We start from the raw sequence: 23,325 nt of genomic DNA, 5'->3' as shown, positions 1-23,325 counted from the left end.
CGGGACAATGCTTCGCACAGTAGCCACAGTGGTTGCAACGCTCCGCATCCACCTCGGGCGTACGCGGCATGGGCATCCCACTCTTGCGCAGCTTCACAACCTTACGCACAAAGCGCAACAGGGGGAAGAACGGCTGGCGCGGCCGCAAAATCTTCGTCACGTCCACCGGATACAGATGTTCCATATCGGCCGCCGAAGCAATCTTCGTCTGCAACTTCATGCCGAACTGTTCGGCATACTCTACATCAGCCGCGTCCGGACGCCCCGCCGCAATGGGGTATTGCTCATTGCTGTACGAATGTTCACCAATAAACGTGCCGCCCGCAATCACCTTGAATCCGCGCGCCGACACAAAAGCGTCAAGTTCTTGCAAAGCCTTTTCGTATGCACGGTTTCCGTACACAACCACAACCACTGCCGGAGCCCCTTCGTCCGAACGTATGTCCTTCATACGCTCCAGTGCCAGCGGAGCCACATGGCCTCCGTACACCGGCACCGCAAACACGGCAAGAGCCTGACGCGGAACCGTCAACGATTTCTCCGTCTCCAGCGTCACGTCTGCCACAGTCACACGCTCGATACCCGTTCCACTGACAATCGCTTCGGCCACCCGTCTGGATGTGCCTGTAGGCGAAAAAGTTATCTGATAAACGTCCTTTATATCCATTTGCAAAATAATTTATAGGTTGAAAAACAATAAGGCAAAGGTAAAGTTTTAAAATTAAAAAAACACAATCCGCTTACAAAACCAAAAATAATTATTATCTTTGTGCCGTTGAAAGATGCGGAAATATCCTGTTGCGGCAGGAAATGCCTGTCTGATTTCCGATTCAATATAACATATCCCAATTAAATCATAAAAATATAAGGTACATTGCCGACGTTGCCCCAACAAACAGAGCAGCTTGGCGACTGTAATCTTTCAAAACTAGAATTTTAACCAATCACACATATACTATATGTATAACATTATTCAATTAAACGACAAAAGTCTGTCGGAACTACAAGCTATTGCCAAAGAATTAGGTATTAAAAAAACAGATTCGCTCAAGAAAGAAGATCTGGTTTACAAAATACTTGATGAGCAAGCCATTGCCGGTGCTACCAAAAAAGTAGCAGCAGACAAGCTGAAAGAAGAGCGTAAAGTAGAAAAACAAAAACGCCCACGCTCCAACAAGAAGGAAAATAGCGAGAAAGCGCCCGCAACCAATAAAAACGAAGAAACAGCCAATAAAGAAAACACTAAAAAGGCCAACAAAGCTGAAAAAGCCCCAAGCGAAGTAAGCATCCAAGTTGCCACCACCACAACAGCCCCGAAAGCTGACGAAGAAACAACCGACCAGGCAGCAAGCATCGAAAACGCAGAAGCATCCACCGCTGCCAAACGACGCGGACGGCCACGCAAAGCCAAATCGGAAACCACTGCCGACAAAGAGACAACAGTCGCACCGGCTGACGAACCGGAAATAAAGCCTGAAACGCAGCAACCTGAAGCAGAAAGCATCAAAGAAAAGAATGCCGTACAGGACGAAAGCCCCATCATAGCCGAAGCCAACGACGACTTTATCCCCATAGAAGACCTTCCTACAGATAAATTCGAGCTCCCGTCCGAGTTGATCGGAAAGTTCGAGGCTACCAAAGCCGAACCTCCTGTACCTGCTGCCGAACCGGTGCAGACGCCTCAGCCTCAACAACAGCGTCCCCGCATCCGTCAGCGCGACAACAACCGTAACAACAATAATAACAACAACAATAATAATAACAATCAGCGCCAGGCACAACAACGTCCTGCACAACAGCAAAATACAAACGAAAACGCTGCTGCACAGGAACGCAAACAGCCCGAACGCGAGAAAGCATACGAATTCGACGACATCCTGACCGGTACCGGCGTACTGGAAATCATGCAAGACGGATACGGATTCCTGCGCTCGTCCGATTACAACTACCTGTCCTCGCCCGACGACATCTACGTATCACAATCCCAAATCAAGCTCTTCGGTCTGAAGACTGGTGATGTGGTCGACGGTGTTATCCGTCCTCCCAAGGAAGGTGAAAAATATTTCCCGCTGGTTAAGGTCTCTAAGATCAACGGACGCGACCCGGCGTTCATACGCGACCGCGTGCCGTTCGAACACCTTACCCCACTCTTCCCCGATGAAAAGTTCAAGTTGTGCAAAGGCGGTTACTCCGACTCTTTATCAGCCCGTGTAGTCGACCTCTTTGCTCCCATCGGAAAGGGCCAGCGTGCTCTTATCGTAGCACAGCCCAAGACGGGTAAGACCATCCTGATGAAAGACATTGCCAACGCCATCGCCGCCAACCATCCGGAAGTATACATGATCATGCTGCTCATCGACGAGCGCCCGGAAGAAGTAACCGACATGGCACGTACGGTCAATGCCGAGGTCATCGCTTCTACCTTCGACGAACCGGCCGAACGCCACGTCAAGATTGCCGGCATCGTATTGGAGAAAGCCAAACGACTGGTAGAATGCGGACACGATGTTGTCATCTTCCTCGATTCTATCACCCGACTGGCCCGCGCCTACAACACCGTATCACCGGCTTCTGGTAAAGTGCTTTCGGGAGGTGTCGACGCCAATGCATTGCACAAGCCTAAACGCTTCTTCGGTGCCGCACGTAACATCGAAGGCGGTGGTTCGCTTACTATCCTGGCCACAGCACTTATCGACACGGGATCGAAGATGGACGAGGTAATCTTTGAAGAATTCAAAGGTACAGGTAACATGGAGTTGCAACTCGATCGCAACCTGTCCAACAAGCGTATCTTCCCGGCTGTCAACATCGTTGCTTCGAGCACTCGTCGCGACGACCTGCTTCAGGACAAGCAGACACTCGACCGCATGTGGATTCTGCGCAAGTACTTGGCCGACATGACTCCGATAGAAGCCATGGACTTCGTAAAAGACCGTCTGGAGAAAACCAAAGACAACGACGAGTTCCTGATGAGTATGAACAGCTGATACAAAGACAGCCTATCGTCGAAATATTAACGAATACGTATAATCTGAAATTACACTGATATTATGTTCGATAATCTAAGTGAAAGACTCGAAAGATCATTCAAGATTCTGAAAGGTGAAGGCAAAATCACCGAAATCAACGTAGCCGAAACGCTGAAAGACGTCCGTAAGGCCTTGCTCGATGCCGACGTCAACTACAAAGTAGCCAAAAGTTTCACAGATACAGTCAAAGAGAAAGCACTGGGACAAAACGTACTGACAGCCGTAAAGCCCAGCCAGTTGATGGTAAAGATCGTGCATGACGAGCTGACCCGTCTGATGGGTGGCGAGACGTCTGAAATCAACCTCGACGGAAAGCCCGCTGTCATCCTGATGTCCGGTCTGCAAGGTTCCGGTAAGACTACCTTCTCCGGCAAGCTGGCACGTATGCTGAAAAGCAAGAAAAACCGCAAACCGCTGTTGGTAGCCTGCGACGTATACCGTCCGGCTGCTATCGAGCAGTTGCGCGTACTGGCCGAGCAAATCGGTGTACCTATGTACTCGGAACCCGACAGCAAGAATCCGGTAGCCATCGCACAAAACGCCATTCAGGAGGCTAAGGCTAAAGGTTACGACCTCGTCATTGTCGATACTGCCGGTCGTCTGGCTATCGACGAAGAGATGATGAACGAGATTGCAGCCATCAAGAAAGCCATTAACCCCAACGAAATCCTCTTCGTGGTTGATGCCATGACCGGTCAGGACGCTGTCAATACCGCCAAGGAATTCAACGAACGTCTCGACTTCAACGGTGTTGTTCTGACGAAACTCGATGGTGACACACGCGGTGGTGCCGCACTGTCTATCCGTTCGGTAGTCAACAAGCCTATCAAATTCATCGGTACGGGCGAGAAACTCGAAGCCATCGACCAGTTCCACCCCGCCCGTATGGCCGACCGTATCCTCGGCATGGGTGATATCGTTTCGCTGGTAGAACGTGCACAGGAACAGTACGATGAAGAAGAAGCCAAACGCCTGCAAAAGAAGATTCAGAAAAACCAGTTCGACTTCAACGATTTCATGAGTCAGATTCAGCAAATCAAGAAGATGGGTAATCTGAAGGACTTGGCTTCCATGATCCCGGGTGTAGGCAAAGCCATCAAGGACATCGATATCGACGATAACGCCTTCAAGAGCATCGAAGCCATCATCAACTCCATGACTCCGAAGGAACGTACCAACCCCGAAATCCTGAACGGTTCACGCCGCCAGCGCATTGCCAAAGGTAGCGGTACCAACATCCAGGAAGTAAATCGTCTGCTGAAGCAGTTCGACCAGACCCGTAAGATGATGAAGATGGTGACCGGCAGCAAGATGGGTAAAATGATGATGCCGAAACTGAAGAAATAAAATACAGGAATCATTCCATAGAAATTCGGAAGAGGGAGGAAATTCAATGATTTTCTCCCTCTTTTATTATGGCATCTGAAGATTTAGCGTTACCTTTGAGCGGAAAACTTAGCTGCATAGGCAAAATCAGACAATAATAAAATAAAAAACACTATGACATTAATCGACGGAAAAGCAATTTCAGAACAGGTAAAACAAGAGATTGCCGCCGAAGTGGCGGAAATTGTGGCTCGCGGAGGCAAGCGTCCTCATTTGGCAGCCATCCTTGTCGGACACGACGGAGGTAGCGAAACCTACGTTGCCAACAAAGTAAAAGCATGCGAAGTATGTGGATTCAAATCGACGTTGATCCGCTACGAAGCCGATGTGACCGAAGAAGAGTTACTGGCCAAGGTACGCGAACTGAACGAAGATGACGATGTAGACGGATTCATCGTACAGCTCCCGTTGCCCAAACACATCTCCGAGCAGAAAGTAATCGAAACCATCGACTACCGTAAGGATGTAGACGGCTTCCACCCCATCAATGTGGGACGTATGTCCATCGGATTACCTTGCTACGTATCGGCTACCCCCAACGGCATTCTCGAACTGCTGAAAAGATACAATATCGAAACTTCCGGTAAGAAATGTGTCATCCTGGGCCGCAGCAACATTGTAGGAAAACCGATGGCTTCGCTTATGATGCAAAAGGCATATCCGGGCGATGCAACAGTTACCGTTTGTCATAGCCGCAGCAAGGATCTGGTGAAAGAATGCCAGGAAGCAGACATCATTATTGCTGCCATGGGACAACCCAACTTCGTGAAAGCCGAAATGGTAAAGGAAGGAGCTGTCGTCATCGATGTAGGTACAACACGCGTACCCGATGCCAGCAGAAAATCCGGCTTCAAACTGACAGGCGATGTCAAGTTCGATGAAGTAGCTCCCAAATGTTCATTCATCACTCCCGTTCCCGGTGGTGTAGGCCCGATGACAATCGTCTCACTGATGAAGAATACACTGCTGGCCGGTAAAAAAGCTATTTATCAATAAGAACAAGGTTATGAAAACCTTGCTTGCAGTAGTTGCAATATTATACAGCGTAATTCTTTCCGCACAGGAAAGGATTACGCTGTTGTTTGTTGGTGACCTGATGCAACATCAGGCACAGATCGATGCCGCCCGTACTCCGCAAGGCACGTATGACTATTCCCCCTGCTTCTCACTGGTCAAAGAACAGATAGCCCAAGCCGACATAGTCATCGGTAACCTGGAAGTCACGTTAGGCGGACGGCCCTATAAAGGCTATCCGGCATTCAGTGCCCCCGATGAATATTTAAAAGCCATCAAAGACGCAGGATTCGACATATTGCTGACAGCAAACAATCATTGTCTGGACCGCAGAAAGCAAGGACTGGAACGTACACTGCTCATGCTCGACTCTCTGAACATCCCGCATGCCGGAACTTACCGCGACAGTGCAGATCGCAGGTCAAGCTATCCCCTGATTATCGAGAAAAAAGGATTCCGCATCGCCCTGCTTAATTATACCTACGGAACAAACGGTATTCCGACCACGACACCCAACATCGTCAACCGCATCGACAAAACCGTCATGCAGAACGATATCCGGCGGGCAAAAACATATCATCCGGACGCCATCATCGCCTGCATGCACTGGGGCGAGGAATATCAACGTCTTCCCAACAACGAGCAACGCTCCCTCGCCGACTGGTTGCTACAGCAAGGAGTAACTCACATCATTGGCTCGCATCCACACGTCGTACAGCCTATGGAACTACGTACTAACGGAACGCAGCAACACGTCATCGTATATTCACTGGGAAATTTTATCTCAAATATGAGTGCCCCCAACACCGACGGAGGACTCATTTTCACATTAGAACTGGAAAAATACCCCTTGCGCTGCCACCCGATACCTCCGTCTTCATTTGAACTCTCTTCCAGAAAGCCGCACCCATCGCAGCTAACTCCCTACCCTTACTGCAAAGTGAAGAAATGTAGCTATAATCTGGTATGGACCATTCCGCCCAGATACAGCCACACAAAAAACTTTGTTCTACATCCTGTAGGGCTTTCGGCAGACATATTGCCAGAAGAAGCGCGTAAACGGCTGAAAATCTTTGTAGATAACACCCGCAGCTTGCTTCAGAAACACAACATCGGAATCGGTGAAAACAAAAAATAATAGTAAAACACTATTTTTTTTCATCCATTTCTTTGCAGATTCAAAGATAATCCATATCTTTGCACCGCATTTAAGAAATGCACTAACATGGTGGCTGTAGTTCAGTTGGTTAGAGCGTCAGATTGTGGTTCTGAATGTCGTGGGTTCGAGTCCCATCTGCCACCCCGCTAAAGAGGAAATTCAGCAATGATTTTCCTCTTTTTTTATGCTATAGTCACCCACTGTCGGTCTGACGCCGACTAATACTGCAATGGATATGAAAATACTCTGGATAGACTTAAACAGCTCGTATGCCCATTCTTCGTTGGCACTCCCGGCGCTCCACGCACAAATCGCCTCCAATCAGGACATCGAATGGATAAAAGTATCGGCTACCATCAACGAGAATATCGGCATGATTGTCGACAACATCTATCGCTACCATCCAGATATTTTAGCCGCAACTGCGTGGCTTTTCAATCATGAGCAACTTTTGCACATCTGCACCCGCCTGAAAGCACTTCTCCCGCAAAGCTGCCTGATATTGGGTGGTCCGGAATTTCTGGGCGATAACGAAGCTTACCTCCGTAATCATCCATTTGTCAATTGCGTTTTTAGGGGAGAAGGCGAAGAAGCCTTTCCACAATGGCTGTCGTGCTGGAACCAGCCAGAACAGTGGGCACACATTCCCGGCCTTTGCTACATTGATTCACAACAACAATACAAAGACAACGGAATAGCCCGTGTACAAAACTTCCAGGCACTTGTGCCTCCTGAAGAAAGTTATTTCTTCAACTGGGACAAACCGTTTGTACAGCTCGAAACGACCCGCGGATGTTTTAATACCTGTGCCTTTTGCGTCAGCGGTGGAGAAAAGCCCGTGCGCACACTCCCTATCGAACAAATCAGAGAGCGCTTGCGACTCATTCATCAACATGGCATCCGTAATGTCCGTGTTCTCGACCGCACCTTCAACTACAATACACGCCGGGCCAAAGAACTGCTACAACTCTTCCTGGAATTCTCACCCGACATTCGTTTTCATCTCGAAATACACCCTGCCCTGCTTTCCGAGGAACTGAAAGAAGAACTTAAACAGCTTCCCCAAGGGTTGCTGCATCTTGAAGCCGGCATTCAAAGCCTGCATGCCCCCGTCCTGGAATGCAGCAGAAGAATGGGTAAACTGGAAGATGCCCTTGAAGGATTGAAATTTCTATGTTCATTACCCAACATGGAAACCCATGCCGACCTCATTGCCGGCCTACCGCTGTATCATCTGGCTGAAATATTCGAAGATATCCGTACGTTGGCAGAATATCAGGCCGGAGAAATTCAGCTGGAGTCACTAAAGTTGCTGCCAGGAACAGAGATGAGAAGACGCGCTTCCGAACTGGGGATATGCTACTCTCCATACCCTCCCTACGAAGTGCTACAAACCAATGAAATAAGCTGCAACGAATTGCAAACAGCACGCCGCCTCTCCCGGTTGCTGGACGGTTTCTACAATGTGCCTGCCTGGCAAGCACTAACCAGAACCTTTATCCTGACTGACCGGTATTTTCTGAACAACTTCCTGACGTACCTCACAGAGAAGAATTTCATCGACCAGCCTATGAGTTTAGAAAAGAGAGGCCTGATACTCTACGAATATTGCAAGCTCAACTACCCGCAATATCTGACGGATGCCAGCATTGCATGGATTGAAGCTGGCATGTCGCTGAAAAAACTTCCTGCAGAAAGAGTTCGTACCAAAAGACAAATACCCCCCACGGACTGGAAAGTAATCTATGGACAATACAAGCCCACCCTACGCCTCTGTTTCCTTCCTGTCGACGAGACACTGGAACACGGACACTGGTTCGGCTTTGAGTCGGAAATACAAATGAGCAAACCGGTCTTCAGGGCATATAGCTAAAAGGTCAGAAGTGTTCGGCAAACTGCATGAACACTTGTGCCAGCCCTCCTTCTTGTCCCTGCAGCCCCACAAAGTTGAGTGCACGCATCATTGGCATATCTTTAATCTCTATCACACGAAATATGCCGGCTGCCAGCTCTTTGCTTATGGAACGGACAGAAACAATTCCCATACAATCGGAATTTTCAAGAAAAAGCTTAATGCTTTCCGTACTGCCCAAATACATCAGCACTTGCAAGGACGAAAGCTTGATGTCATGCTGCATCAAAGCCCTTTCAATGACGTCCAGTGTTCCCGATCCCCGTTCACGAAGTACCAATGGAATATTTATCAAATCCTTGGGAGTTATCTCATCGGGCAACGACAAACGGCTACGGGTATGAACTACTGCCACAAGTTCGTCTTCCAGAAAAGAGGTATATTTCAGGTTAGGCAAACGAAACACGCCTTCCACTAATCCCAAATCGATACGATGCTCCTGCAATGCCGTTTCCACCTCACGCGAATTACCACTCAGAAGCGAAAGACTGATGTGAGGAAACTTGGCAATAAAACTGGCCAGTAACGGTGGAAGTACATACTGTGCAATGGTACTGCTGGCACCCAGACGAAGCTCTCCCCGATACTCATTATGCAATAAATGCATTTCATATTCCAGACGTTTGTATTCATCCAGAATCCGTTCGCAATGCTTCAACAGCAACCGTCCCGACTGAGTCAGCGAAATCTTACTGCCCTGACGGTCGAACAGACGTGTCTGATAAGCCGTCTCAAGCTCCTGAATATGCTTGGTAATGGCAGGCTGACTGATAAACAGTTCCTGAGAAGCCTTGGTAAAGCTAAGATTATTAGCCACCGACTGGAAGACCTTTAATCGGAAATCACTCATTTCACAGTTCCTCCGGTTTGATTCCCAACGCTCCTGCCAAAGAGAAAGAAACAAAATCCCACTTATAATTCACAGGACTGGCAGGTTGCTCCATAGTGAAAAGTATCGGTTTAGAGCAAGCCTCTTCATCTTTCTCATTGAAATATTTATGAAGCAGTTCATCCACCCGGCCACCATAAGCACGCAAATAAGGCACTAAGACCAGACGTTTCACCTCGGCTGAATCAAGAGCCAACGACATCAGGTCAACAAACAAGCTTCCACAGTCCGTAATACCTTCCGGATTGACACACGAAAACGACAGTTCACCCAAAGGAATCCGACAAGCCATTCCCTCCAAAGCAGACAAGCCGGAAGGTTCACAACATTTCAGATTCTTATTCGGTTCATCATACACCAGAATCACCTGAATATCATTCCCCTCTGCACGAATCCCGGCATCCAGTGCAAGCAGGTTCAGCCAACCGGGTAAATCGAGAAGTGGCAATGTCCTATCCAATTCTCCCTCCATCCACGTTCTGATTCCTGCCACTACCTCGTTCAAGAAGGCTGCATCCAGCAGAATCACATTCTCTGCAAATTTCACCTTATTATTGTTTTCCATCATTTCGTATGTTTACATCAATACCTAAAATATGCTACAAATATAAATAATATACTTGACTCATACAGCATTCTTCCTGCCGAATATCCGATGCCAGCTCGCCATTTGCACGCTCAGCTTCAATACCTCGCCCAACAACAGAATTGCTCTATATCAAGCAAAACACGACGACAATGCAGCAAATATGCCAAGTTGACATTGAGTTTAATAATAAATCATGACATTTTGTCCGAAACAAGACATTGGCAAAACTTTTGCCTCATATGGGGTGTAAAACAACTGATGAAAAAAAAGAAAGGAGATTAAAATATGAACTTTAACAACTTTACCATCAAAGCGCAAGAAGCCGTGCAAGAGGCCGTAAACCTGGTACAACGCCGGGGGCAACAGGCCATCGAACCGGTACACCTGCTGCAGGGAGTGATGAAGGTAGGCGAAAACGTTACCAACTTCATCTTCCAGAAGTTGGGCATGAACGCACAACAGCTGGCAATCGTGCTCGACAAACAGATAGAGTCATTGCCTAAAGTATCGGGTGGCGAACCTTATCTGAGCCGTGAAGCCAACGAAGTATTGCAAAAGGCTATGGACTACTCCAAGGAAATGAATGACGAATTTGTTTCGCTTGAACCCATCCTGTTGGCTTTGCTTACAGTGAAGAGTACAGCCTCCAGCATCCTGAAGGACGCCGGTATGACTGAAAAAGAACTGCGTACCGCCATCAACGAATTGCGACAAGGTTCAAAGGTCACTTCACAATCGAGCGAAGACACTTATCAATCGCTGGAGAAATACGCCATCAACCTGAATGAGGCTGCACGAAGCGGAAAGCTCGACCCTGTCATCGGGCGTGACGAAGAAATTCGTCGTGTACTGCAGATTCTGAGCCGACGTACCAAAAACAACCCTATCCTGATAGGTGAACCGGGTACCGGTAAGACTGCTATCGTGGAAGGACTTGCCCACCGTATCCTGCGTGGCGACGTGCCCGAAAACCTGAAGAACAAGCAGGTATATTCGCTGGATATGGGTGCCTTGGTAGCCGGTGCCAAATACAAAGGTGAGTTTGAGGAACGTTTAAAAGCCGTTATCAACGAAGTGAAAAAGTCGGAAGGTAACATCATCCTTTTCATCGACGAAATCCACACACTGGTAGGTGCTGGCAAAGGCGAAGGAGCTATGGATGCTGCCAACATACTGAAGCCTGCACTGGCTCGTGGCGAATTGCGAAGCATCGGTGCTACAACCCTCGACGAATATCAGAAATATTTCGAGAAGGACAAGGCGCTGGAACGTCGATTCCAAACTGTCATGGTCAACGAACCGGATACGCTGAGCACCATCTCTATTCTGCGTGGACTGAAAGAACGTTACGAAAACCATCACCACGTACGTATCAAAGACGATGCCATCATTGCCGCAGTCGAGTTGAGTAACCGATACATTACCGACCGTTTCCTGCCCGATAAGGCCATCGACCTGATGGACGAAGCAGCAGCCAAATTGCGTATGGAAGTAGACTCCGTGCCTGAAGAGCTGGACGAAATTTCGCGTAAAATAAAGCAATTGGAAATCGAGCGCGAAGCCATCAAGCGCGAGGACGACAAAGCCAAACTGGAACAAATCGGTAAGGAACTGGCCGAACTCAAAGAACAGGAAAGCTCGTACAAAGCCAAATGGCAAAGCGAAAAGACGCTGGTAAACAAGATTCAGCAGAACAAGGTCGAAATCGAAAACCTGAAATTCGAAGCCGAAAAAGCTGAACGCGAGGGTGATTACGGCAAAGTAGCCGAAATCCGTTACGGCAAGCTTCAGGCATTGAACAAGGAAATAGAAGAGACCCAGCAGAAACTGCATGCCATGCAAGGCGATAAGGCCATGATCAAAGAAGAGGTAGATGCCGAAGACATAGCCGACGTTGTATCGCGCTGGACAGGAATACCTGTCAGCAAGATGCTGCAAAGCGAAAAGGAAAAACTCCTCCATCTGGAAGAAGAACTCCACAAGCGTGTCATCGGTCAGGATGAAGCCATCGAAGCCGTTGCCGACGCTGTTCGCCGTAGTCGTGCCGGGTTGCAAGATCCCAAACGGCCTATTGGTTCGTTCCTCTTCCTGGGTACGACTGGTGTAGGTAAAACCGAATTGGCAAAGGCACTGGCAGAATTTCTGTTCGACGACGAAACGATGATGACCCGTATCGACATGAGCGAGTATCAGGAGAAACACAGCGTCTCCCGTCTGGTCGGAGCGCCTCCCGGATACGTCGGATACGATGAAGGTGGTCAGCTGACTGAAGCCGTAAGGCGTAAACCTTATTCGGTAGTATTGTTCGATGAAATCGAGAAAGCACATCCGGATGTATTCAACATCTTGCTGCAAGTACTCGACGACGGACGTCTGACCGATAACAAAGGACGTACGGTGAACTTCAAGAACACCATCATCATCATGACGTCCAACATGGGAAGTTCGTACATTCAAAGCCAGATGGAAAAGCTGAATGGCAGCAATAAGGAACAGATTGTAGAAGAAACCAAGCGCGAAGTGATGAACATGCTGAAGAAATCGATACGACCGGAATTCCTTAACCGTATAGACGAAACCATCATGTTCCTGCCGCTGACCGAGCCTCAGATCAAGCAAATCGTAACACTGCAGATCAACAGTGTACGTAAAATGCTTGAAGGAAACGGAGTGGAATTACAGCTCACCGACACCGCCATCAACTTCCTGGCAAATGCCGGATATGATCCTGAATTTGGTGCCCGTCCTGTAAAACGTGCTATCCAGCACTACCTGCTCAACGACTTGTCTAAGAAGTTGCTGGCACAGGAAGTAGACCGCAGCCGTCCTATTATCGTAGACGTAAACGCCACAGGCGACGGTCTTCTGTTCCGGAACTAAAGCATACAAAAAAAGACTTAGCTGAACATGCAGTCGGCTAAGTCCTCACATAAAAAGCAGATCTTCACAACTTATTTGTGCAGACCTGCTTTTTTTTATGCTGATACGGAAGCTCATTTTTTTGTCCAGTTAGGAAAAAAATTTTTCCCAGTTAGAGAGAAATATTTTCCTAACTGGGAAAAATATGGCACATAAGTATTATCTTTACCTCGTGTAACGAAAAGCCAAAAACTATGACGAAAGAAGAATTAATGAGAAAAGCCATAGAGCTATCTGTTGAAAACGTAGAAAATGGTGGAGGTCCTTTTGGCGCAGTCATCGCCAAAGACGGACAGATTGTAGCTACTGGAGTCAATCGTGTGACTTCCAACTGCGACCCTACAGCCCACGCCGAGGTAAGCGCCATACGTGCCGCTTGCGAGAAACTCGGAACATTCGACCTGAGCGGATACGAAATCTATACCTCCTGCGAACCCTGCCCCATGTGCCTGGGTGCCATCTACTGGGCACATTTGGATAAAATGTATTACGGAAACAACAAGACAGATGCCAAGAATATCGGTTTCGACGACTCCTTCATCTACGATGAACTGGAATTACCCAAAGACCGACGCAAATTGCCATCAGAAATAGTATTGCCCGAAGAAGCCATCAAAGCCTTCGATATGTGGATGAAAAAAGAAGATAAGGTGGAATATTAAGGAAATAAACACTATTGATAACAAAAAATGAGTGTATCAGAAACTCACGAACTGAACGTTCCACTTTCTGATACACTCATTTTTGTATCTAATCCCAAAGTAGTGCCTTTTTATTTTTCTTCAGCGGCTTCTTCCTGCTCTTCTGCAACCTCTTCGAAATCTGTCAAACCGGCTGCTACCAGCAGATTGTACCAGGAAATCAGCTTTTTAATATCGGAAGAATGTACACGGTCGCGGTCGAAGTTTGGCAATACTTCTGCCAGATAAGTACGAAGTTCCTCTGATGTAGCCTTCTTCAGATCCATAACTACAGCAGCACCATTCTCTTTCTTCTTCATAGAAACCAGTACATCTCTCAATGGAATATCTTCTGCATCCGTATACATGGCAATATCACCCAACGAAATAATCTTTTCGTTACCGTAAGCCGGGAAGCGTTTTTTATCCACAATCGATTCTACAATCAGCATATTCTTTCCTTGAGAAACAAGTTTATACAATCCTGGTTTTCCAGAGATAGACAAAATAGTCTTCAACATAACTCTATTCTTATTTTATTTAGTTAATAGTAATTTCAATCGGATGGCAAAGATAATGCAAGCTAAAGAGAATACAAAATAAGGTTACTTATTTTTGCTTACACCCGTCCTTTGACCCAAGACAGGAAGCAAGGCATATCTTCTTTTTCTACAACGATGCAAGCAATTCCCGGACTTGTGGTATCAAAGCTTTCTCACCGTCGTTCACTATCACAAAATCGGCCTGACGGCGTTTCACCTCGTCATCCATCTGACTACGGATGCGCTGTTCAATCAATTCGCGCGACGAACTGTCACGTTCTATCGCACGCGCTATACGTACCTCACGAGGCGCATATACCATCAGTACTTTGTCCACTTCGGCTGTAAAACCAGCCTCTATCAGAATGGCCGATTCGATGCCTACCAAAGGAAACTTTTCGTGTTCCTGCACCCATCGGCGGAAATCCTTCTTTACCTGCGGATGGACAATTGCATTGACCTCACGTGCATGTTGCTCCGAAGCAAAAAGATACGAAGCCAGCATCGGCTTGTTCAAAACACCACCTGCATACACTTCGTCGCCCAGCAAATCTACCAGCTTCCGACGTATTTCCTCGTCCGTCAGCATCAGTTTCTTTGTTTCAACATCAGAGATATAAACAGGCACTCCCATCACTTCGAGTAAACGGGACACAACACTTTTTCCACTGCCTATTCCCCCCGTTATTCCTATCTTAATTGCCATAATCCGATGGTATTTGCTCTATCAAAAAGTCTACCTGCTCCGGATGGATACGTACTTGCGTGACTCCTTCCGGCACATGTCCCAACTTCACTTTATACTTATCCGAACCCAACAGCAGCAGTTCTTCATACGATACACGAATATGAAAATCATCAGCTGTAATCTTCCTGAAGCGGCTTAGTCCTACCTGAAAAGTGACTTGTACTTTCGAAGGAAAAGCCCGCAGCACCTTGTCGGCCGGGAAATTAACACCCCGTAAAGGTACTTCTACCGTTTTCTCCGTATAAATATCAACAGGTAACATCATCTCAACCGAAGATGGAACATATTTTATTCCTTTGCGTGCCATCAGACCAACCTGTTGCTTCAACGTATCAGTAATCTCATCCTGTCTGACCCATTTCGTATAGGCCGCAGTTATAGTGTCTAAAGCCTCTTTCGAAGCATACACCAATACCGAATCAGGCGTAAAAACAGTATCCGACAAATAATATTGCCTGCCGGCATTCACCTCACCCAACAACTTCACTGGTACCAGTTTCGAATCACCAGTAGAATAATAATACTCTAACGTGTCCGGCTTCATAGCGAGCAAACGTGTTGACACATTCAGCTGACTAAGAATTTTTTTCTCGAATTCAGACGAAACGATACGCACATGATTGCTGTTGTCACTCGTCTTGTATTCATCGAAATTAATAGCAAGAGGATAGAAACTCTTCCCTAACATATAGTTCAACAATACAGTGCCTTTGTCCTTCACTTTGATATGCAGCTCTGTAGCCGGTTCCGAAGTGATAACAACATTATCAGGTACCCCTTTCAACCGCACAGGGACGGAGAACTCCGTTTCATAGTCGTTGTTCAACGTCTGCAACAACCAGAAACCACTGGCTATAAAAAAGAAAAACAAAAAAATGAAGAACTCTCTGCTCTTGGCACTGAGCAGAAAGTTCTTCACTTGTGCAGCAATCTTAGAGTATTTGCTCTTTATATTACTACGATCGAGCATAGGCTCATATTCCTTCCTTTATTTTGCAGCCTGGCTACCATTAGCATCGGCAGCAGCGGCAAAAATAGAATTCTTATCAATACGGATCTTTACATTAGAAGCAATCTCAAGAATCACGTCATTATCATTGATTTCTTTGACCACACCATGAATACCTCCGGCAGTAATCACTTTCTGATTAACCTGAAGCGATTTACGGAAATTGGCAATTTCTTTTTGCTTCTTGTTCTGCGGACGAATCATAAAGAAATACATGATCACAAACATGGCTATCAGCATAATCCACATCATGCTACCGCCACCCGCAGGACCTGCGGGAGTAGCTTGCAGGAAGAATACAGTCATCAAATTCATAAATATTCAGTTTTAGTTTTTTAAATGTGAGCAACAAAGGTATCAGTTTTTCGTTAACTTCCCTTCTTTTTTTAATACCTTAACAATTCCGTCTAAAGTACCATTGACAAAACTGCCGCTCTTCAATGTACTATATACTTTTGCGATGTCGACATATTCGTTCAGGGAAACGCTGATTGGGATATTGGGGAAACTCAAGATCTCAGCCAACGCACACTGCATAATGATGACGTCCATGAAAGCTACACGCTCCAAATCCCAGTTGCGCGTATTCTCGCTGATCAGATGACGATAGTAGTCGCTGTTCAGAATAGCACGGCGGAACAACCGGCGGGCAAACTCGCGATCCTCATCATCCTTAAACTCGGGAAGCAGCTCCTGATTGGCTCCATTCTTTTCGTCAAAGCGTTTGATGGTTTTCAGTACAAAGGTGTCAACAATATCCTTGTCATCATTCCAATACAGACTTTGGTCTTCAAGCAGACTGTCCAGATCCTCGTTGTGGAAAATAAAGGTTTTATAAAGTTTCCGCCACAATTCGCGGTCAGCTTCGTACGAAGTTTCTGACGAAGCCATATATTCCTTATATATATCCGAAGCCTGAATCTTCTCATAAAGCCCCTTCACGAAATCTTCATCATTGCTCCAACTGCGTTTCTGGTTGGCGGCATAATCCATCAGCTGCTTGTTTCCCTCCAACTGGGCAACAAACTTGTTTTCCACAAATTTCATGTTCGGATACAATTCTTCAGGAGTAGGAGCCAATTTGGCCTTTGCAGTGTCAATACGCTTACGCGCATAGTTCGTCAAAGCAACCATCAGCATCAGCAGGTAATTGTAAAGGTCGTACGCCTTAGAAAGGCTAAAGAACAATTCTTTCTCCGCTGAGTCTAAATTTTTACTGCCGTTCTGATAATAAGCATATACAATCTGTATAATCTTAAGACGAATAAGAACTCTGTTAATCATAATGCTAAATAAATACTATTGTTTTAACAGTGCAAAAGTAGACATTTTTAGTGAGTTGAGCACAAACAAATCACATTTTTTTATGCGGAAAGTCATTATCCGGCATTTTTCTTTTGACAGTTTAAAAAAAATCATCAATTTTGAAGCCGATTACAACAAGAATTTAGGCAATATGGAAGAGTTAAAGAAAAAAAACGGTGTTGATATGAGCGACAAAGAGATTGTATTCTCCCAGTCCATCAAAGCTGGTAAGCGCATTTACTATCTGGACGTAAAAAAGAACAGAAAAGACGAAATGTTTTTAGCCATCACCGAAAGCAAGAAAATTGTAACCGGCGAAGGCGACGATTCACAAGTAAGTTTCGAAAAGCATAAAATATTCCTTTATAAAGAAGACTTCGAAAAATTCATGGCCGGCTTGCAGCAGGCTATCCAGTTCATCCAACAGGAACAAGGCGAAAGCACTTTTTCTGATACAACTCCAGAAAACAGTTCCTCGGAAGCAAACAGCGCAGAAACTAAGCAAACAGCCAAGCCTGATTCATCGACATTGGAAGGAGAAATCAAAATAGACATTGATTTTTAAAAAGTATTTTTGTGTAATTCAAAAAGAAAATGTAATTTTGCACCGCTTTTTTGCAGCATCGTATGGATAGACCATATCGTGTGATGGTGAATTAAGCAACAAACAAACTTAATTTAGAGTAACACAAAAACTTTTAAAAGATGAAATCAATCGAAATTAAAGGAACTGCAAGAACTATTGCAGAACGTTCTTCGGAACAAGCCAGAGCTTTGAAAGCTATTCGTAAAAACAACGGTGTACCTTGCGTATTGTACGGCGGTGGCGAAAATATCCACTTCACTGTACCCGCAGAAGGCTTGCGCAACTTAGTATATACTCCGCACATCTACGTGGTTGACCTGATCATCGATGGCAAAAAAGTAAATGCTATCATGAAGGACATCCAGTTCCACCCTGTAAAAGATACTATTCTGCACGTTGACTTCTATCAGATCGACGAAGCTAAACCTATCGTAATGGAAGTTCCCGTACAGTTGGAAGGTCTGGCTGAAGGTGTGAAAGCCGGTGGTAAGTTGGCATTGCAAATCCGCAAGCTGAAAGTGAAAGCTTTATATAATGTAATCCCTGAAAGACTGATCGTAAACGTTTCTCACCTGGGTCTTGGTAAGACTATCAAAGTGGGTGAGTTGAATTTCGAAGGTCTGGAACTGCTGAATGCTAAAGAAGCAGTTGTATGTGCTGTGAAGCTGACTCGTGCCGCAAGAGGTGCCGCAGCTGCAGCCAACTAATCAGCATCTCCTTTATTTAAAATATCCTTTGACGCGGATTACGCAACCACTCGCAGATTCACTTATACAATCCGCGAGTAGTTGTGATAATCCGCGTCGCTTTTTTATGAATAATGCCGCATACTTGCGCATTTAAAACAAGTTATCTAGACAGACACTCATGAAATATCTGATTGTAGGATTAGGAAACATCGGCCCTGAATACCATGAGACCCGCCATAACATAGGATTCATGGTAGTAGACGCACTGGCCAAAGCCGCAGGAGCTACGTTCGAAGACCGCCGTTACGGATTCATCACCACGCTGTCGGTTAAGGGCCGCCAGTTACTGCTGCTGAAACCCTCCACATACATGAATCTTAGTGGAAACGCAGTCCGTTACTGGATGCAGAAAGAAAACATTCCTCTCGAAAATGTACTGATCGTGGTAGACGATCTTGCCCTTCCATTCGGCACTTTGCGACTGAAAGGAAAAGGTAGTGATGCCGGACACAACGGTCTGAAACACATAGCTGCTACTTTGGGTACACAAAATTACGCCCGACTGAGATTTGGCATCGGAAACGACTTTCCACGCGGAGGACAAATAGACTATGTGTTAGGCCACTTCACCGACGAAGACTGGAAAACCATGCCCGAACGGCTGGAAACTGCCGGAGAAATCGTAAAAAGCTTCTGCCTGGCAGGAATCGACATTACAATGAATCAATATAATAAGAAATAAATGAGCGAAGCCAGAATAGATAAATGGATGTGGGCAGTACGCATCTTTAAGACGCGTACCATCGCCGCCGAAGCCTGCAAGAAAGGACGCGTCAGCATTAACGGAGCACAGGCGAAAGCAGCACGTATGGTAAAACCAGGCGACGTCATACAGGTACGAAAACCGCCTATCACCTATTCTTTTAAAGTATTGCAGACCATCGAGAAACGGGTCGGAGCCAAAGTCGTTCCAGAAATGATGGAAAACGTTACGACTCCCGACCAATACGAATTGCTGGAAATGAGCCGTGTCAGCGGATTCGTGAATCGAGCTAAAGGAACAGGTCGTCCTACCAAAAAGGACAGACGCGAACTCGAAGAATTTACTGCACCCGAATTTATGGACGACTTTGATTTCGACTTCGACTTTGAAGACGAAGACTGAAAACAAACCTCTTCCATCCATCATACAAGCAAACTTTACAAAACTACAGATAAGTAAAACCGGATTTTAACGTCAATGCATAATGATATGAAGGAAAAAATAATTAAATGGGGATTCATAGGCTGTGGCGAAGTAACCAAATACAAAAGTGGTCCGGCCTTTCAGAAAATAGAAAATTCCGAAGTTGTAGCCGTTATGAGCCGCGACGGTGCCAAAGCCAAAGCGTATGCACAGGAAAGAGGAATCCCCAAATGGTACGATGATGCACAAGAACTGATTGACGACGACGAAATAAACGCTATCTACATAGCCACTCCTCCTTCCTCGCATGCTACATATGCCGTCATGTCAATGAAAGCGGGAAAGCCTGTTTACATTGAAAAGCCGATGGCTGTCACTTACGAGGAGTGCTGCCGCATCAACCGCGTTTCGCACGAGACGGGAGTTCCTTGCTTCGTTGCCTATTATCGGCGTTACCTTCCCTATTTCCAGAAAGTAAAATCGCTGGTCGAAGAAGGTGCTATCGGAAATGTCATCAACATCCAAATTCGTTTCGCGCAGCCCCCACGCGATCTGGACTACAACAAGCAGAAATTACCTTGGCGCGTACAGCCCGATATTGCGGGCGGAGGCTACTTCTACGATTTGGCTCCTCATCAGATTGACTTATTACAGGAAATATTCGGCTGCATACTACAAGCCAGCGGCTACAAAAGCAACCGGGGCGGACTCTACCCTGCCGAGGACACACTGAGCGCTTGCTTCCAGTTCGACAGCGGCCTGGTAGGCAGTGGTTCTTGGTGCTTCGTTGCACACGACTCAGCACGTGAAGACCGTATCGAAATTATCGGAGACAAGGGCATGATCTGTTTCTCGGTTTTCACCTACGACCCAATAGCGCTTCACACCGAAAGAGGACGTGAGGAAATCATTGTCGAGAATCCCATATACGTACAGCAGCCGCTCATTCAGGCAGTAGTAGACCACCTGCTGGGCAAATCAGTATGTACATGCGATGGCGAAAGCGCTACTCTTACCAACTGGGTAATGGACAAGATATTAGGGAAGTTATAAACAGACTTCCCTACTCCATTTCCTCATCTTCATTCTTCTCCCCGACCAGCTTATACACATCTGCTTTTTCTCCCACAATCCACACAACATCGCCTTCAGCAAAAGGTTCATGCGGATCGGGAGCGTGAAGTTCGTCACTACCACGCTCTACACCGGCTATCAAGCAATGATACTTCTCACGAATGCCGGCTTCTTTCAGTGTCTTGCCCAAGAAGGGAGAACCAGCATCGATGCGGAACTGACGAAGAATCGTTTCGCTTTTTTCCACCACGTCAGTATCCAGTTCTGAGACTTTTGCCATCTCTTCGCCAAAACGGTTCAGTTCTTCATCCGTAGCTATCACCTGCAATTTATCTTGTGGAAACAAGCGGTCCATAGCACCGGGAATATTGATACGTTTCTTTCCACGCAAAATGGAGACAACATGCACACCATATTCTTTACCGAAATTCAGTTCGGCAAGCGTTTTACCAACCCATCCCGACTCGCCCGGCACCACATAATCGGCCAGATGCAAGTCGCGCGAAAGCAGACGACCCGCATATTCAGGCTTCTTCTCGCCCATATATTCCGCCCGAATGTCACGCGAACGCAGGTTTTGGAAGAACTTACGTTCTATCAGTATGGACTGTCTTTTCAGCTGACGAGACAGAATCATCACAATCACCAGCAACAAAGCAACACCAAACACCAGTCCGACCGACATCTTGAACAGTCCTGCAATGACGAACATCACAAAAGATACGGCCAGCAATATGCGCAACACAATGGTAGCTACCAGCGGCGCACGGTTTCCACGGTTGTCATTCCACAGTGTAACAAATTCCATGGAATGGTTTTTCTTGATCATGATGGCCCGCAGGAAAGGAGCCAGGAACAGAATCGTTACAAACGCTGCAACCAGCGCTCCCCAAACGCCCGGTAATCCTTCCTTGCAAAGAGGTACCAGAAAACGGAATGAAACCGCTACTATCGCTACACACACAATGGAGTAAACGACCGTAATACGCACAAGCGATACGATCAAGCGCTTCCATAAGCTATCATGATTGACCGCACGCGAGCCCGATGTATAGCGGTCGAGAAAGCCTTTCCACCTTTTCGGCATGTGAGCATCCACAAAATTGGAAGCCGGTTCGGCCAGACGTATCATATAGGGAGTAAGGAAAGTCGTAATCACCGACACAGCCACCACAATAGGATAGAGGAAATGACTGGTTACATTCAGAGAAACACCCAACGAGGCAATAATAAAAGCAAACTCACCAATCTGTGTCAAACTGAATCCGCACTGCATGGCTGTCTTCAACGGTTGTCCCGACAGCAGAACGCCCAATGTACCAAACAAAGACTGTCCGACAATCACCGCCAATGTAATGACCAAAATAGGAATGGCATATTCAACAATCATACCCGGATCGACCATCATACCTACCGACACGAAAAAGATAGCTCCGAACAAGTCCTTTACCGGTTTTACCAGCTGCTCGATGTGCTCTGCCTCTAATGTCTCTGCCAGAATAGAACCCATAATGAAAGCTCCAAAGGCCGCAGAAAAACCCGTATGGGCAGCTATCACCACCATACCGAAACACAGTCCTAACGAAACGATGAGCATCGTCTCATCGCTCATCAGCTTGCGGCAGCGCTTCAGCAGTTCAGGAATCAGATAGATACCTACCACAAACCAGAGTATCAGGAAGAAGAGCAGTTTGGCAACGCTTTCCAGCATTTCCGTCCCTTCGAAATTGTTGCTGACTGCCATGGTAGACAGCATCACCATCAGGACAATGGCCAGAATATCTTCCAAAATAAGCACACTTAACACCAGTCCTGTAAACTGCTTTTTCAGTATGCCCAAATCATCGAAAGCCTTATAGATAATGGTAGTAGACGACATGGCTATCATTCCTCCCAGAAAGATACAGTCCATCCGCTTCCATCCGAATGACGTTCCCACTGCTACACCGACCAATATCATACAGAAAATAATGGTACAGGCCGCAATAATAGCCGGACCTCCTACCTTTACAATCTTCTTGAAACTGAACTCTAATCCCAATGCAAACAGCAAGAAGATGACACCTATATCGGCCCAAGTCTGTATGTTGGCCGTGTCCATCACCGAAGGAGTAAAAGACAGATGAGGGCTTGCCAGAAAACCGGCTACCACATATCCTAACACAAGAGGCTGTTTCAGCTTCTTGAAAAGCAGTGTCATCAAACTTGCAGAAATCAATATAAGTGCCAAATCGGCAATCAGAGGAGCTAAATGCGACATAATATTATCCTTTTTGTCATTATTAGTGCAAAGTTACAACAAAGAAACGAAAACTCATATCTTTTTGTCTAATGTTTAATGACCCTTTTCTCGCCAGAAAAGGCAAAAACAGGAAAAACTTATTTTTCCCTCTAACAACAGTTGTCGATGAAAGGAGGATTACATAATTTATAAAGGGAGGCTTGCATAGTTCGCAAGCACTCTTATTTCATACTCATAATATCCGCAATGCAAGTTTCCTATTTTCAGAACTACTTTACTGGGTAGTGGAAAAGTTCCACGAAGTGTGGAACTTTGCAGAAGAAAACTAAAAGGATTTAGAAACTGTTTTGAATTGATTCAAGAATAA

At 46.2% G+C, this 23,325-nt stretch carries 20 protein-coding genes, 1 tRNA gene and 1 pseudogene; 13 read left to right on the top strand and 9 right to left on the bottom strand.

The window, feature by feature from the left end; genetic code table 11:
* Positions 1-667: pseudogene (locus QVP67_RS14475) on the bottom strand (flavodoxin family protein); the annotation flags it as partial.
* Positions 668-959: 292 nt separating this feature from the next.
* On the opposite strand from QVP67_RS14475, the gene rho reads away from it, so the two are divergent.
* From rho to QVP67_RS14445, 6 genes are all read left to right on the top strand, one after another.
* Positions 960-2,987: a transcription termination factor Rho gene (gene rho / locus QVP67_RS14470; protein ID WP_022164265.1), complete on the top strand. Its 2,028-nt coding sequence runs from the start codon at positions 960-962 to the stop codon at positions 2,985-2,987.
* Between the two features lie 63 nt (positions 2,988-3,050).
* Positions 3,051-4,376: a signal recognition particle protein gene (gene ffh, locus QVP67_RS14465; protein WP_022164264.1), complete on the top strand. Its 1,326-nt coding sequence runs from the start codon at positions 3,051-3,053 to the stop codon at positions 4,374-4,376.
* A gap of 153 nt (positions 4,377-4,529) precedes the next feature.
* Entirely contained in the window at positions 4,530-5,411 is an 882-nt protein-coding gene (gene folD, locus QVP67_RS14460; RefSeq protein WP_022164263.1) for a bifunctional methylenetetrahydrofolate dehydrogenase/methenyltetrahydrofolate cyclohydrolase FolD, read from the top strand.
* A gap of 10 nt (positions 5,412-5,421) precedes the next feature.
* Complete coding sequence (locus QVP67_RS14455) at positions 5,422-6,567, top strand: CapA family protein (RefSeq protein ID WP_022164262.1); 1,146 nt, start codon at positions 5,422-5,424, stop codon at positions 6,565-6,567.
* A 90-nt stretch (positions 6,568-6,657) separates the two neighbouring features.
* Positions 6,658-6,731, top strand: a tRNA-His gene (locus QVP67_RS14450).
* 92 nt (positions 6,732-6,823) lie between these two features.
* Positions 6,824-8,461 carry a B12-binding domain-containing radical SAM protein gene (locus QVP67_RS14445; protein ID WP_022164261.1) on the top strand — a complete coding sequence of 546 codons (1,638 nt, stop codon included), beginning with the start codon at positions 6,824-6,826 and terminating at the stop codon, positions 8,459-8,461.
* Between the two features lie 4 nt (positions 8,462-8,465).
* Here QVP67_RS14445 and QVP67_RS14440 read toward each other — a convergent pair whose 3' ends face one another.
* Both QVP67_RS14440 and QVP67_RS14435 read right to left on the bottom strand, forming a co-directional pair.
* Positions 8,466-9,350, bottom strand: coding sequence for a LysR substrate-binding domain-containing protein (locus QVP67_RS14440; protein WP_287641260.1), 885 nt, complete (start codon positions 9,348-9,350; stop codon positions 8,466-8,468).
* A 1-nt stretch (position 9,351) separates the two neighbouring features.
* On the bottom strand, positions 9,352-9,957 hold the full coding sequence (locus QVP67_RS14435; RefSeq protein WP_287641261.1) for a DUF6621 family protein: 606 nt from the start codon (positions 9,955-9,957) through the stop codon (positions 9,352-9,354).
* Between the two features lie 306 nt (positions 9,958-10,263).
* Here QVP67_RS14435 and clpB point away from each other — a divergent pair, with 306 nt between their 5' ends.
* Both clpB and QVP67_RS14425 read left to right on the top strand, forming a co-directional pair.
* Positions 10,264-12,858, top strand: coding sequence for an ATP-dependent chaperone ClpB (clpB, locus tag QVP67_RS14430; RefSeq protein ID WP_022164258.1), 2,595 nt, complete (start codon positions 10,264-10,266; stop codon positions 12,856-12,858).
* A gap of 233 nt (positions 12,859-13,091) precedes the next feature.
* On the top strand, positions 13,092-13,559 hold the full coding sequence (locus tag QVP67_RS14425) for a nucleoside deaminase (RefSeq protein ID WP_022164256.1): 468 nt from the start codon (positions 13,092-13,094) through the stop codon (positions 13,557-13,559).
* Positions 13,560-13,669: 110 nt separating this feature from the next.
* Here the strand turns inward: QVP67_RS14425 and QVP67_RS14420 are convergent, their stop codons facing one another.
* From QVP67_RS14420 to nusB, 5 genes are all read right to left on the bottom strand, one after another.
* Positions 13,670-14,098, bottom strand: a complete 429-nt coding sequence (locus QVP67_RS14420) for a DUF5606 family protein (protein WP_022164255.1) — start codon at positions 14,096-14,098, stop codon at positions 13,670-13,672.
* Between the two features lie 148 nt (positions 14,099-14,246).
* Complete coding sequence (coaE, locus tag QVP67_RS14415) at positions 14,247-14,825, bottom strand: dephospho-CoA kinase (protein WP_022164254.1); 579 nt, start codon at positions 14,823-14,825, stop codon at positions 14,247-14,249.
* Positions 14,815-15,837, bottom strand: coding sequence for a CdaR family protein (locus tag QVP67_RS14410; protein ID WP_022164253.1), 1,023 nt, complete (start codon positions 15,835-15,837; stop codon positions 14,815-14,817). The genes coaE and QVP67_RS14410 overlap by 11 nt, the downstream gene beginning before the upstream one ends.
* 18 nt (positions 15,838-15,855) lie before the next feature.
* Positions 15,856-16,191 (bottom strand): preprotein translocase subunit YajC, encoded by a 336-nt coding sequence (yajC, locus tag QVP67_RS14405; RefSeq protein ID WP_022164252.1) that lies wholly within the window; start codon positions 16,189-16,191, stop codon positions 15,856-15,858.
* Between the two features lie 42 nt (positions 16,192-16,233).
* The gene (gene nusB / locus QVP67_RS14400) at positions 16,234-17,160 is read right to left on the bottom strand and encodes a transcription antitermination factor NusB (protein ID WP_022164251.1); all 927 of its coding nucleotides are present in this window, start codon (positions 17,158-17,160) and stop codon (positions 16,234-16,236) included.
* A gap of 172 nt (positions 17,161-17,332) precedes the next feature.
* On the opposite strand from nusB, the gene QVP67_RS14395 reads away from it, so the two are divergent.
* The 5 genes from QVP67_RS14395 to QVP67_RS14375 all read left to right on the top strand — a co-directional run bounded on the left by QVP67_RS14395 (position 17,333) and on the right by QVP67_RS14375 (position 20,695).
* Entirely contained in the window at positions 17,333-17,746 is a 414-nt protein-coding gene (locus QVP67_RS14395; protein ID WP_071149411.1) for a PUR family DNA/RNA-binding protein, read from the top strand.
* A 140-nt stretch (positions 17,747-17,886) separates the two neighbouring features.
* The gene (locus QVP67_RS14390) at positions 17,887-18,474 is read left to right on the top strand and encodes a 50S ribosomal protein L25/general stress protein Ctc (RefSeq protein ID WP_022164249.1); all 588 of its coding nucleotides are present in this window, start codon (positions 17,887-17,889) and stop codon (positions 18,472-18,474) included.
* A 160-nt stretch (positions 18,475-18,634) separates the two neighbouring features.
* Entirely contained in the window at positions 18,635-19,198 is a 564-nt protein-coding gene (gene pth / locus QVP67_RS14385) for an aminoacyl-tRNA hydrolase (protein ID WP_022164248.1), read from the top strand.
* Positions 19,199-19,621, top strand: a complete 423-nt coding sequence (locus QVP67_RS14380) for an RNA-binding S4 domain-containing protein (RefSeq protein WP_022164247.1) — start codon at positions 19,199-19,201, stop codon at positions 19,619-19,621.
* Between the two features lie 87 nt (positions 19,622-19,708).
* Positions 19,709-20,695: a Gfo/Idh/MocA family protein gene (locus QVP67_RS14375; protein WP_022164246.1), complete on the top strand. Its 987-nt coding sequence runs from the start codon at positions 19,709-19,711 to the stop codon at positions 20,693-20,695.
* 10 nt (positions 20,696-20,705) lie between these two features.
* On the opposite strand, the gene QVP67_RS14370 is transcribed toward QVP67_RS14375, so the two are convergent.
* The gene (locus QVP67_RS14370; protein WP_022164245.1) at positions 20,706-22,976 is read right to left on the bottom strand and encodes a cation:proton antiporter; all 2,271 of its coding nucleotides are present in this window, start codon (positions 22,974-22,976) and stop codon (positions 20,706-20,708) included.
* Positions 22,977-23,325: the final 349 nt, after the last annotated feature.

Source organism: Bacteroides sp. CAG:633 (assembly GCF_000435115.1).
GTDB lineage: Bacteria > Bacteroidota > Bacteroidia > Bacteroidales > Bacteroidaceae > Bacteroides > Bacteroides ndongoniae.
Note: the sequence above shows the minus strand (reverse complement) of the source record. Positions and strands in the feature narration are given on the sequence as shown.

Coding starts and splice junctions, on each gene's coding strand:
- rho (WP_022164265.1), top strand. CDS start 960: ATGTATAACATTATTCAATTAAACGACAAAAGTCTGTCGGAACTACAA.
- ffh (WP_022164264.1), top strand. CDS start 3,051: ATGTTCGATAATCTAAGTGAAAGACTCGAAAGATCATTCAAGATTCTG.
- folD (WP_022164263.1), top strand. CDS start 4,530: ATGACATTAATCGACGGAAAAGCAATTTCAGAACAGGTAAAACAAGAG.
- QVP67_RS14455 (WP_022164262.1), top strand. CDS start 5,422: ATGAAAACCTTGCTTGCAGTAGTTGCAATATTATACAGCGTAATTCTT.
- QVP67_RS14445 (WP_022164261.1), top strand. CDS start 6,824: ATGAAAATACTCTGGATAGACTTAAACAGCTCGTATGCCCATTCTTCG.
- QVP67_RS14440 (WP_287641260.1), bottom strand. CDS start 9,350: ATGAGTGATTTCCGATTAAAGGTCTTCCAGTCGGTGGCTAATAATCTT.
- QVP67_RS14435 (WP_287641261.1), bottom strand. CDS start 9,957: ATGATGGAAAACAATAATAAGGTGAAATTTGCAGAGAATGTGATTCTG.
- clpB (WP_022164258.1), top strand. CDS start 10,264: ATGAACTTTAACAACTTTACCATCAAAGCGCAAGAAGCCGTGCAAGAG.
- QVP67_RS14425 (WP_022164256.1), top strand. CDS start 13,092: ATGACGAAAGAAGAATTAATGAGAAAAGCCATAGAGCTATCTGTTGAA.
- QVP67_RS14420 (WP_022164255.1), bottom strand. CDS start 14,098: ATGTTGAAGACTATTTTGTCTATCTCTGGAAAACCAGGATTGTATAAA.
- coaE (WP_022164254.1), bottom strand. CDS start 14,825: ATGGCAATTAAGATAGGAATAACGGGGGGAATAGGCAGTGGAAAAAGT.
- QVP67_RS14410 (WP_022164253.1), bottom strand. CDS start 15,837: ATGCTCGATCGTAGTAATATAAAGAGCAAATACTCTAAGATTGCTGCA.
- yajC (WP_022164252.1), bottom strand. CDS start 16,191: ATGAATTTGATGACTGTATTCTTCCTGCAAGCTACTCCCGCAGGTCCT.
- nusB (WP_022164251.1), bottom strand. CDS start 17,160: ATGATTAACAGAGTTCTTATTCGTCTTAAGATTATACAGATTGTATAT.
- QVP67_RS14395 (WP_071149411.1), top strand. CDS start 17,333: ATGGAAGAGTTAAAGAAAAAAAACGGTGTTGATATGAGCGACAAAGAG.
- QVP67_RS14390 (WP_022164249.1), top strand. CDS start 17,887: ATGAAATCAATCGAAATTAAAGGAACTGCAAGAACTATTGCAGAACGT.
- pth (WP_022164248.1), top strand. CDS start 18,635: ATGAAATATCTGATTGTAGGATTAGGAAACATCGGCCCTGAATACCAT.
- QVP67_RS14380 (WP_022164247.1), top strand. CDS start 19,199: ATGAGCGAAGCCAGAATAGATAAATGGATGTGGGCAGTACGCATCTTT.
- QVP67_RS14375 (WP_022164246.1), top strand. CDS start 19,709: ATGAAGGAAAAAATAATTAAATGGGGATTCATAGGCTGTGGCGAAGTA.
- QVP67_RS14370 (WP_022164245.1), bottom strand. CDS start 22,976: ATGTCGCATTTAGCTCCTCTGATTGCCGATTTGGCACTTATATTGATT.